Raw genomic sequence first — 9291 nt, 5'->3', positions numbered from 1 at the left:
CAATGACCTGCCTGACGGCTTCGGCCTTGAATTCCGGGGTGAATCTCTGGGTGCTCATAGACTTCCTCCTATGCTCAAAGCGTAGGCCGGGGATGTCTATCGTACCGGGGGTAGTCCAAAGCGTAGGCCGGGGATGTCTATCGTACCGGGGGTAGTCCAGTTGGTTCATATTGATGACCTTATGACCCTGTGCCCTACATGCCACCGGATAGCCCATACGCGGCTGGAGCCACTCTCACTATCTGAGATTAAAAGCGTCCTAGCGCACAATGCTCGTCCGATCACTGCTGAATGAAGCTTGAGCGCCGTGGTCCTTTGCTCCAGGTGATGGAGACATTAGAAAATGTGAGTAGGAAAGTGAGTAGAATTTTGGCTTGTTCTGTCGCGATCCATTTAAACAAAGCCCTCCAGTCTTCTATTTGGTTCCGGCTCCGGGCACCATTTCCCATCTCCCCGAATCATTGCAGTTTGCATGTCTGAATCGAGGCGAGCGCCATACATGAAAAACCCGGCCTAGGCCGGGTTTTTCATTTTCAGCGATTCAGGCGCCGATGTGCGCCATCGAGCGCAGTTTTGCGCCGGCCTTGACGATGCGGCGCTGGCGCAGGGGGCCGCTGGCCTCATAAAAATTCTGCAGCGGTACTTCTTCCTTGAAGTGATCGGCGTCCTGCTCCTGCAGCGGGCCGTATTCGGTTGCCAGATCGCGGCGGATTCGACCTACCAGGCTAGTTAGCAGCTCTTCGTTGCGTTGTTCTTCCAGTCGCACCACCCGACAGGCGATGTGTTCACCCGCTTCCTTGCTCAGCGTCATGATCAGATTGCCGTCCGGTCGAGCGGTGAAACTCACTTCGAAATCGGAAAAGACCTGGCAGAGATATTGGGCGGCAGGCAGGCGGTCGATTGGCATGGCGTCGTCCTCGGCAATGTGTGGGTGGATTCATCCCTTTCATTGCAGGGTGCGTACCAATCTCGGATAAATTAAAAATCCTTTAAAATCAAATATTTAAAAATAATCCGCGTCTCGCTTTCCATGCAGCCTGCAAGGTGTGGCGCAAATACAATGGCATTTTGCACGATGGTGACTCTAGTGCGGGAGGAGGTGACGCCTCGGTGAAGCGGTTTTTGCCTTGTGCTTGAACTTCTGCATGCGGGCGCGGCGCATGGGTACGCGCAGGATGGCCCACAGCGTGACCAGTGCCAGCAGGACCCAGCCGAGAATCATGAGTGTGACGAACGTGCCTGGATTCATCTTGATATCCTCACCCCTCCCTAAGGGTAGTCCACCGCCAACGGCTTACTGTCCTTTCGGTTGAGCGGCAATCTCTGCGTAGGTTCCATTCAATGGCTTGCCGGGCTGGCAGGTATCTGATATCTGTATGTATATACAGTATTCGGAGGAAGGTCATGCAACAAGCCATTCTGGATGTCCAAGATATGATGCAGTCGGGCGCAGGCGTTGCGGCCACCGCAGTGCTTCTGCATACCTACATAGTCCGTGCGTGTGGCGAAGAGATGACGCAGGCGGGCATTCACGACAGCGACCTGTTGCTGGTCGACCGTTACGAATTGGCGGCGCCGGGTGAGATCGTGGTGGCGGCACTGAACGGTGAGGCGCTGATTCGCCGGCTCGCCATCATCGATGGCTGTTTCGCTCTCCAGGCAGCGAGCGATGGCTTTCCCACCTTGAAGGTCGAGGAGGGAGATGAGCTTTCGATCTGGGGCGTGGTGCAGCAGCGGCTTTGCGGGAGCGACGTGGCGCAAGGAGCCAGAGCATAGAAAGGGGGCGGGCAGGACCGGGATGCTGCCCATTTGCCATTAAGTTCGAGAACTAAACTGGCAATCCGGTGGTCAGATGCGCGTGTCATCGGTTTCAAGTGCGCGGAAGTGTCGTGCAGCTTGCAATCCGGGGCATTGTAAGGCGGACGCAGCCTGATTAGACTGCGCGCAACTCGCACCCCTGTCCCTCTCGAAGGACTCCCATGATCAAGAAATGTCTGTTCCCGGCCGCCGGCTACGGTACCCGCTTCCTCCCGGCCACCAAGGCCATGCCCAAGGAAATGCTGCCGGTGGTGAACAAGCCGCTGATCCAGTATGCCGTTGAAGAGGCGCTGGAAGCCGGTCTCGGCGAAATCGGTATCGTCACTGGCCGTGGCAAGCGCTCGCTCGAAGACCACTTCGACATCTCCTATGAGCTGGAGCACCAGATTCGCAACACCGACAAGGAAAAGTACCTGGTCGGTATTCGTCGCCTGATCGACGAGTGCACCTTCTCCTACACCCGCCAGGTTGAAATGAAGGGCCTGGGCCACGCGATCCTGACCGGTCGCCCGCTGATCGGCGACGAGCCCTTCGCTGTCGTGCTGGCGGACGACCTGTGCCTGAACCTGGAAGGCGACAGCGTCCTCAAGCAGATGGTCAAGCTGTACAACCAGTTCCGCTGCTCCATCGTGGCAATCCAGGAAGTGCCGCCGGAAGAGACCAACAAATACGGTGTGATCGCCGGCGAGATGATCCGCGACGACATCTACCGCGTGAATACCATGGTCGAGAAGCCCAAGCCCGAAGATGCCCCGTCGAACCTGGCGATCATCGGCCGTTACATCCTGACTCCGGATATCTTCGACCTGATCGAGCAGACCGAGCCGGGCAAGGGCGGTGAAATCCAGATCACCGACGCTCTGATGAAGCAGGCCCAGGACGGTTGCGTACTGGCCTACAAATTCAAGGGCAAGCGCTTCGACTGCGGTAGCGCCGAGGGTTACATCGAGGCGACCAACTTCTGCTACGAGCACCTCTACAAGACTGGCAAGGCCTGGTAATTCCGGACCTTTCCGCTCTTTGAGAAAGCCACCTTCGGGTGGCTTTTTCGTGTGTGCAGCCGGGCATCACATCGAGCGCGGGATTGGCATGGCCTCCGATCCCGGCCCGAGTGGCTGCCCATAACTGAACTCGACGTAGTTGCCCGCCGGGTCGCGCAGTCCGCAGTAATAACCCACCGGGTAAGGCTCTGCCCGGGGTGCCCAGATCAGGCAGCCGGCCGACTGGGCATCCCTGGCGATACGGTCGACTTCCTCCTGGCTGTCCACCGCGAAGCCGAAGTGGCTGTAATCATCGCTGGCCAGGTGCCGCGCCTGCCCGCCTGGCATGATGACGAAGATGAAACGGTGCTCCTTGCCGGGCTCCGCCATCCAGACAATGCGTGACCCCTTGCCTTCGCGCTGGTGAATGATGCGCATACCGCAGAAGCGCTCGTAGAACGCTATGCAGGCCTCAAGATCAGGTACGTGCAGGGCCAGGTGGGTCAGGGATGGGCGCATGGCGAATACTCCTTTGGCAGCGGCTGATGGCAGGATAGGTCAGGCGTCATGAGGTATGCTGCCTGTCATATCCAAGCGGAGATCCATGATGTCTTTCGATTTCGACCTGTTCGTCATCGGTGCGGGTTCCGGCGGTGTGCGTGCTGCGCGCTTTGCCGCGGGCTTTGGCGCCAAGGTGGCGGTGGCGGAAAGCCGCTACCTGGGCGGTACCTGCGTCAACGTCGGTTGCGTGCCGAAGAAGCTGCTGGTGTACGGGGCGCATTTCCAAGAGGACTTCGAGCAGGCTGCCGGCTTTGGCTGGACCCTGGGTGAAGCGAAGTTCGACTGGCCGACACTGATCGCCAACAAGAATCGCGAGATCCATCGCCTCAATGGCATCTACCGCAATCTGCTGGTGAACAGTGGCGTCACGCTGCTGGAGGGACATGCCAGGCTGCAGGATGCGCACACCGTGGAAGTCGACGGCCAGCGTTTCCATGCCAAGCACATCCTCATTGCCACCGGTGGCTGGCCGCAGGTGCCGGACATTCCCGGCAAGGAGCACGCGATCTCTTCCAATGAGGCCTTCTTCCTCAAGGAACTGCCGCGTCGGGTGCTGGTGGTCGGCGGCGGTTACATTGCCGTGGAATTCGCCGGCATATTCCACGGTTTGGGGGCGCAGACTTCGCTGCTGTACCGCAAGGATTTGTTCCTGCGTGGCTTCGATCGCAGCGTGCGCGAGCACCTGCGCGACGAGCTGACGAAGAAGGGGCTGGACCTGCAGTTCAACAGCGACATCGCACGCATCGATAAGCAGGCCGACGGCAGCCTCGCTGCGACGCTCAAGGATGGTCGCGTGCTGGAGGCGGATTGCGTGTTCTACGCAACCGGCCGCCGTCCGCAACTGGACAACCTGGGCCTGGAGAATGTCTCGGTCGAGCTGGATGATCGTGGTTACATCAAGGTCGATGAGGCCTATTGCACCAGCGAGCCATCGATCCATGCCATCGGTGATGTGATCGGCCGGGTGCAGTTGACCCCCGTGGCACTGGCCGAAGGCATGGCGCTGGCGCGCAAGCTGTTCCGCCCGGAGGAATACCGCCCGGTAGACTACAAGCTGATTCCCACCGCTGTATTCAGCCTGCCCAACATCGGAACGGTGGGCCTGACCGAAGATGAAGCGCGCAGCGCCGGACACCGGGTGAAGCTGTTCGAGAGCCGTTTCCGTCCGATGAAACTGACGCTCACCGAGTGCCAGGAACGGACCCTGATGAAGCTGATCGTCGATGCCGACACCGATAAGGTGCTGGGTTGCCATATGGTCGGCCCGGAAGCCGGAGAAATCCTCCAGGGCATCGCCATTGCGCTCAAGGCTGGAGCAACCAAGCGGGTGTTCGATGAAACCATCGGCATTCACCCGACCGCGGCGGAAGAGTTCGTGACGCTGCGTACCCCGGTCGGTGCCTGACGGCGCTGGCGGAAATGAAAAAGCCGGTGCAGATGCACCGGCTTTTTTGCGGGCGGGGCGCCGTCAGTTGGCGCGCTCCAGCGGTGCGTGGCCGTCTTCCTGGCGCTGGGAGTAGCGCTGGGCGAGCACGGCGCAGACCATCAGCTGGATCTGGTGGAACAGCATCAGTGGCAGCAGGATCACGCCGACGGTGCTGCTGGCGAACAGCACCGAGGCCATGGGCACGCCGGTGGCGAGGCTCTTCTTCGAGCCGCAGAAGATGATGGTAATCCTGTCTTCCAGGGAGAAGCCCAGCCAGCGCCCCAGCAGGTTGGTGGCGACCAGCGCCAGTGCCAGCAGCACGCAGCAGGCCACGACCAGGCCGGCCAGCGCCGGAAGCGGAACCTGGTGCCACAGGCCCTGAATGACGGCGGCGCTGAAGGCGGTGTAGACCACCAGCAGAATCGATCCCTGGTCCACGTAGCGCAGGACCGGCTTGTGCCGCTCCACCCAGGCGCCGATCCACGGGCGCAGCAGCTGGCCGGCAATGAAGGGCACCAGCAGTTGCAGGGTGATCTTGCCGATGGCGTCCAGCGTCGACATTCCGGTATCGCCATGGGCGCCGATCAGCAACTGCACGAGCAGCGGCGTGACGAAGACGCCCAGCAGGCTGGAGGCCGATGCGCTGCAGATAGCCGCCGGGATATTGCCCCGTGCCAGCGACGTGAAGGCGATAGCCGATTGCACGGTGGCGGGCAGGGCGCAGAGATACAGCATGCCCAGGTACAGGTCCGGGGTCACCAGGGGCGACAATGCGGGCTTGAGCGCCAGGCCGAGCAGGGGAAAGAGGATGAAGGTGCAGGAGAATATCAGCAGGTGCAGCCGCCAGTGGGTGGCGCCGGCGATGATCGCCTGGCGCGACAACTTGGCACCGTGAAGGAAGAACAGCAGCGCGATGCCCAGGTTGGTGATCCAGCCGAAAATCACGGCAGCGGTGCCTTCGCAGGGCAGCAGGCTGGCAACGGTCACGGTGGCGATCAGCGCCAGGGTGAAGTTGTCGGGGAGCAGGCGTGGGCGAGCCATGGGCACATCTCTCGTCGTTGTTGTGTGTGAAAGACCACGAAGGTCAGGTTCGCACTCTAAGCCTGCGAGGATGTGCCGGCTAACGCCAGAAAGTCAGCTTATGTCGCTGAAAGGACAGTTTCTGCTCCCTGCACATGCAGGTCCACCGAGCACACGCTGACCATTCCGCGCATGCGCTGGGCGATCACCTCGGCGCGATAGCGCGGCAGCGTGTTCACGCGCAGGGCGATGTCCAGCCAGTCTTCCCGACGGGAGGATTCCACCTCGGCCGGTACGTGGCCCTGCAGTGCAAACTGGTTCAGCAGGCGACAGAGAATGTCGGCATCGATCTCGGCGCGAATCAGGTAGCGCACGTCGGCGGCCACTTCGGTGGGGACGGGGCGGTCTTGTGGGAGCGGGGAGAGTTCGACGAGTTGGAGTGCGGGGAGCGTCATGGCGGCTGGCCGATGCAGGAGAGGTGAGGAATATTCTGCGGGCGCGCCGGGGGAATTATTTGCCTGATTTCTGCAATGGGTGACTTATTTGTGCATTAATAAGTCTTTCTTGCTGATATTTGAGATTTGTATATGCGCATATCGCTGGATGCCCAAGACCGCAGGATCCTCGAGTTACTGCAGGAGGAGGCAACGCTTTCGACGGCCGAGATCGCTGAGCGCATCGGCCTGTCGCAATCGCCGTGCTGGCGCCGAATTCAGCGATTGAAGGACGAGGGTGTGATCCGCAAGCAGGTGACTCTGCTGGATCGCAAGAAGATCGGCCTGAATACCCAGATATTCGCCCAGGTGAAACTCAACGCCCATGGGCGCAATCACCTGACGGATTTTGCGCAGGCCATGCAGGAGTTCCCCGAGGTGCTGGAGTGCCACGTTCTGATGGGCGCGGTCGACTTCATGCTGCGCATCGTGACGGAGGATGTGGAGGCTTACGAGCGCTTCTTCTTCGAGCGACTGTCCCAGGTGCCGGGCGTGCAGGAGATCAACTCCATCGTGGCGCTCTCGGAGATCAAGTCCACCACCACATTGCCTCTGCCGCGCGGCTGAAAAGGCGCCGGGATGCCGGCGCCCAGGGCGGTCAGACGCCGCCCAGATAGTCCATCTTGCCGACTTCCACGCCATTGTGGCGGAGGATGTCGTAGGCCGTGGTGATGTGGAAATAGAAGTTCGGGTTGACGAACCCGAGCAGGAAGTCCGAGCCCTTGAAGCTGACTTCGCGAGTACGCAGCTTCAGCTCGATGGTGCGGTTTTCGGCGCCTTCGAACTGCTCGGGCTTCAGGGACTTGAGGAAGTCGATGGTCTTCGCGATGCGCGCTTGCAGCTCTGCGAAGGTGGTTTCGTCATCGGCGAAGCTCGGCACCTCGACACCGGCCAGGCGCGCGCCGGCGCCTTTGGCGGAGTCGGAGGCTATCTGCACCTGGCGCCCCAGGGCGAACATGTCCGGGGCGAGACGGGCGTTGATCAGGACGGAAGGGTCGATGGACTTGGCTTCGGCATGGGTGGCCGCCTTGGCGAGAATCGCCGAGAGATTGCCGAGCATGCGGATGAAGACGGGAACGGAAGCCTGGTAGATCGAGAGGGACATGCTGCGTACTCCAGACAGATGAAGGTGAGCTCGTCACGGTGGACGGCCGTCGGAGTCTACTGCGGGTATCTGCGGCTGTCGCCAGGCTTCAGCGCCAGGCCACTTTCGGCGCCGGACAGCGATCGTTCTCGATCGGGCCGACGTAGGGATTGCCCCAGCCCATTACGCAGCCGACCATCTGGTTGCGCTGGCGCTCCCAGGCTTCCACCGGGTACTGCTTGCTCCAGGCGGTGAACAGCTGGCGGTCCTGGTTGGAGAGCTTCAGGCCGTAGCGGTCGCTCATATAGAAGTAGGTGCGGGCGATCATGCCGCGAATCTGCGGGCGGGGCATGGCCTTGCGTGCCTTGAAATCCACCACCATCGGGCAGGCGCCGTACTGCGAGGGCTTTTGCTGCAGCCAGCCAAAGCTGTAGTTGGCGCGGTCGCCGTTCACTTCGCCGATGCTCGGCACCAGGTTGTGCAGGTCCGCCTCGGCCTTCTGGTACACCCGGTCATTGCGCGAGCAGTTCTTGCGCCCGCCGCTCTGCCAGCATTGGCGCTGGTGGCCGATCACCCAGGCGGGAACGATGTGCTCCCACTCGATGCGCGAGGCGCGGTTGGCATTCTTGCGCGGGGTGTAGCCGCAGCTCTTCAGGTCGACCTTGGTGCCGTTGTAGCGGCAGCCGCAATAGAACTCCACCGATTGGCGGGCGTACAGCTTGCGCCCGACCTTCTTGGCTTCCTCGAAGGTGCGCGGGGCGGCAGCAGAGGCAACGGTGGGAACAGCGAGGATCAGCAGCAGGGCCAGGCAGCGTCCGAACATGAGGCATTCCTTACGAAAGTCGCTGCATCTTACTGATTGAGAAAGAATTGCCAATCGTGGCAATGGAATGGCAAGGCTGTGGCGTGACGAGAAACGCCCGACGTGGTGCGCAGGGCTTATGGCGACTGGGAACGCTTGGCAATGGAGCTTCCAATATTTTCAACTTGCTTCATAAATGACTCGTAACATCATGATTTTAAAGTAAATTAATTTTTATAAATTACTTTAAGAACAAGCGCTATTACGATGTTTTAATGAGTTTTCCCCTGCTGCGGGTGGCGGCCGCATCTGTCGTGCATCTTGCGGGGCATATATCAGAGATTTGATATCAATATATTCTTGCAAGTCATTGATATAAAAAGATTAAATTTATCTGTTTGCGCGGCCTGCTCGAGGTGCACAAGGCTTGGTAAGCTGAACCTTTCCGTCATCCGGGATGATCATCATGATTGAGCGCAGAACCTTGGCGGCCATCGCCTGCTTCGCACTGGCGATGCCAGCCTTCGCGCAGAAGTTCACCGGGCAGGAGGCGCAATCGCAAAGTACGCCGCGCTATCAGAACCAGACGCAATGGCAGCAGTCGCCGCCGGTGATCCAGCGCATCTATGTCAGCCCGGGGGCAAGCGGTAGCGTAGGCAGCTCGTCCAGCTGGCAACGCAATGACAGCTATGGTGGCGTGCGGGTGCCCAGTGGCTACGGCGAGACGCGTTCGAACTCGGTCATCATCGACCAGGGCAGCGGCGGCATCCGACAGAGCATCGAATACCCCAATGGCGCGGTCTATCCGCGAGGCAACGGCAATTATCAGCAGCAGTGAGCCGGGTCAGTCGACCAGGTCGTCGCGCGTCAGGCGGGATTTACGCAGGCCGCCGTGGCTGTAGAACAGCCCGGTATCGCCGCGCCAATGGAAGAGTGTGGCGAGAAACGCCGAGCTGACCCGGCCCACATCCCAGCTACGGAGTTTGCGGTAGGCCCAGAGCCAGCTGTCGTCGGAAGAGGCGCTCATGGAATCGTCCTTGATTCGGCAAGCGGGAAAAGTGCATGGGACATTAGTGCGCCTGATAGGCCTTCGCAAGTCGCTGCTC

13 protein-coding genes are annotated in these 9291 nt (G+C 60.3%); 5 read left to right on the top strand and 8 right to left on the bottom strand.

Features of this window, described 5'->3' with window-relative positions; all coding sequences use genetic code 11:
• Positions 1 to 541 precede the first annotated feature (541 nt).
• Together GJV37_RS13295 and GJV37_RS13290 are read right to left on the bottom strand one after the other, a co-directional pair.
• Entirely contained in the window at positions 542 to 907 is a 366-nt protein-coding gene (locus tag GJV37_RS13295) for a DUF3509 domain-containing protein (RefSeq protein WP_024767164.1), read from the bottom strand.
• Between the two features lie 177 nt (positions 908 to 1084).
• The gene (locus tag GJV37_RS13290) at positions 1085 to 1249 is read right to left on the bottom strand and encodes a hypothetical protein (protein ID WP_099051257.1); all 165 of its coding nucleotides are present in this window, start codon (positions 1247 to 1249) and stop codon (positions 1085 to 1087) included.
• Between the two features lie 155 nt (positions 1250 to 1404).
• Between GJV37_RS13290 and GJV37_RS13285 the strand changes: the two genes are divergently transcribed.
• Together GJV37_RS13285 and galU are read left to right on the top strand one after the other, a co-directional pair.
• Positions 1405 to 1776, top strand: coding sequence for a LexA family protein (locus GJV37_RS13285; RefSeq protein ID WP_170858798.1), 372 nt, complete (start codon positions 1405 to 1407; stop codon positions 1774 to 1776).
• Positions 1777 to 1979: 203 nt separating this feature from the next.
• Positions 1980 to 2819, top strand: a complete 840-nt coding sequence (gene galU / locus GJV37_RS13280; protein WP_024767166.1) for a UTP--glucose-1-phosphate uridylyltransferase GalU — start codon at positions 1980 to 1982, stop codon at positions 2817 to 2819.
• A 66-nt stretch (positions 2820 to 2885) separates the two neighbouring features.
• Here galU and GJV37_RS13275 read toward each other — a convergent pair whose 3' ends face one another.
• Complete coding sequence (locus tag GJV37_RS13275) at positions 2886 to 3317, bottom strand: VOC family protein (protein ID WP_169887180.1); 432 nt, start codon at positions 3315 to 3317, stop codon at positions 2886 to 2888.
• An 88-nt stretch (positions 3318 to 3405) separates the two neighbouring features.
• Here GJV37_RS13275 and gorA point away from each other — a divergent pair, with 88 nt between their 5' ends.
• The gene (gorA, locus tag GJV37_RS13270; RefSeq protein WP_193452621.1) at positions 3406 to 4764 is read left to right on the top strand and encodes a glutathione-disulfide reductase; all 1359 of its coding nucleotides are present in this window, start codon (positions 3406 to 3408) and stop codon (positions 4762 to 4764) included.
• Between the two features lie 63 nt (positions 4765 to 4827).
• Here gorA and GJV37_RS13265 read toward each other — a convergent pair whose 3' ends face one another.
• Both GJV37_RS13265 and GJV37_RS13260 read right to left on the bottom strand, forming a co-directional pair.
• Positions 4828 to 5826: a bile acid:sodium symporter family protein gene (locus GJV37_RS13265; RefSeq protein ID WP_065085207.1), complete on the bottom strand. Its 999-nt coding sequence runs from the start codon at positions 5824 to 5826 to the stop codon at positions 4828 to 4830.
• Positions 5827 to 5924: 98 nt separating this feature from the next.
• Complete coding sequence (locus GJV37_RS13260) at positions 5925 to 6260, bottom strand: hypothetical protein (protein ID WP_084359226.1); 336 nt, start codon at positions 6258 to 6260, stop codon at positions 5925 to 5927.
• A 132-nt stretch (positions 6261 to 6392) separates the two neighbouring features.
• Between GJV37_RS13260 and GJV37_RS13255 the strand changes: the two genes are divergently transcribed.
• The gene (locus GJV37_RS13255) at positions 6393 to 6866 is read left to right on the top strand and encodes an Lrp/AsnC family transcriptional regulator (protein ID WP_169887181.1); all 474 of its coding nucleotides are present in this window, start codon (positions 6393 to 6395) and stop codon (positions 6864 to 6866) included.
• 31 nt (positions 6867 to 6897) lie between these two features.
• On the opposite strand, the gene GJV37_RS13250 is transcribed toward GJV37_RS13255, so the two are convergent.
• Both GJV37_RS13250 and GJV37_RS13245 read right to left on the bottom strand, forming a co-directional pair.
• The gene (locus tag GJV37_RS13250) at positions 6898 to 7404 is read right to left on the bottom strand and encodes a DUF1993 domain-containing protein (protein WP_024767171.1); all 507 of its coding nucleotides are present in this window, start codon (positions 7402 to 7404) and stop codon (positions 6898 to 6900) included.
• A gap of 88 nt (positions 7405 to 7492) precedes the next feature.
• Complete coding sequence (locus GJV37_RS13245; protein WP_037009886.1) at positions 7493 to 8206, bottom strand: endonuclease; 714 nt, start codon at positions 8204 to 8206, stop codon at positions 7493 to 7495.
• Positions 8207 to 8651: 445 nt separating this feature from the next.
• Here GJV37_RS13245 and GJV37_RS13240 point away from each other — a divergent pair, with 445 nt between their 5' ends.
• On the top strand, positions 8652 to 9023 hold the full coding sequence (locus GJV37_RS13240) for a hypothetical protein (RefSeq protein ID WP_143514268.1): 372 nt from the start codon (positions 8652 to 8654) through the stop codon (positions 9021 to 9023).
• Between the two features lie 6 nt (positions 9024 to 9029).
• Here the strand turns inward: GJV37_RS13240 and GJV37_RS13235 are convergent, their stop codons facing one another.
• Positions 9030 to 9212, bottom strand: coding sequence for a hypothetical protein (locus GJV37_RS13235; RefSeq protein WP_024767173.1), 183 nt, complete (start codon positions 9210 to 9212; stop codon positions 9030 to 9032).
• Positions 9213 to 9291 lie beyond the last annotated feature (79 nt).

This window comes from Pseudomonas nitroreducens, assembly GCF_010994165.1.
Classification (GTDB): domain Bacteria; phylum Pseudomonadota; class Gammaproteobacteria; order Pseudomonadales; family Pseudomonadaceae; genus Pseudomonas; species Pseudomonas nitroreducens.
This window is presented reverse-complemented; position numbering and strand designations above follow the sequence as displayed.

Bases quoted from the DNA above. Each gene is read 5' to 3' on its own strand.
- GJV37_RS13295 (WP_024767164.1), bottom strand. From the start codon at position 907: ATGCCAATCGACCGCCTGCCTGCCGCCCAATATCTCTGCCAGGTCTTT.
- GJV37_RS13290 (WP_099051257.1), bottom strand. From the start codon at position 1,249: ATGAATCCAGGCACGTTCGTCACACTCATGATTCTCGGCTGGGTCCTG.
- GJV37_RS13285 (WP_170858798.1), top strand. From the start codon at position 1,405: ATGCAACAAGCCATTCTGGATGTCCAAGATATGATGCAGTCGGGCGCA.
- galU (WP_024767166.1), top strand. From the start codon at position 1,980: ATGATCAAGAAATGTCTGTTCCCGGCCGCCGGCTACGGTACCCGCTTC.
- GJV37_RS13275 (WP_169887180.1), bottom strand. From the start codon at position 3,317: ATGCGCCCATCCCTGACCCACCTGGCCCTGCACGTACCTGATCTTGAG.
- gorA (WP_193452621.1), top strand. From the start codon at position 3,406: ATGTCTTTCGATTTCGACCTGTTCGTCATCGGTGCGGGTTCCGGCGGT.
- GJV37_RS13265 (WP_065085207.1), bottom strand. From the start codon at position 5,826: ATGGCTCGCCCACGCCTGCTCCCCGACAACTTCACCCTGGCGCTGATC.
- GJV37_RS13260 (WP_084359226.1), bottom strand. From the start codon at position 6,260: ATGACGCTCCCCGCACTCCAACTCGTCGAACTCTCCCCGCTCCCACAA.
- GJV37_RS13255 (WP_169887181.1), top strand. From the start codon at position 6,393: ATGCGCATATCGCTGGATGCCCAAGACCGCAGGATCCTCGAGTTACTG.
- GJV37_RS13250 (WP_024767171.1), bottom strand. From the start codon at position 7,404: ATGTCCCTCTCGATCTACCAGGCTTCCGTTCCCGTCTTCATCCGCATG.
- GJV37_RS13245 (WP_037009886.1), bottom strand. From the start codon at position 8,206: ATGTTCGGACGCTGCCTGGCCCTGCTGCTGATCCTCGCTGTTCCCACC.
- GJV37_RS13240 (WP_143514268.1), top strand. From the start codon at position 8,652: ATGATTGAGCGCAGAACCTTGGCGGCCATCGCCTGCTTCGCACTGGCG.
- GJV37_RS13235 (WP_024767173.1), bottom strand. From the start codon at position 9,212: ATGAGCGCCTCTTCCGACGACAGCTGGCTCTGGGCCTACCGCAAACTC.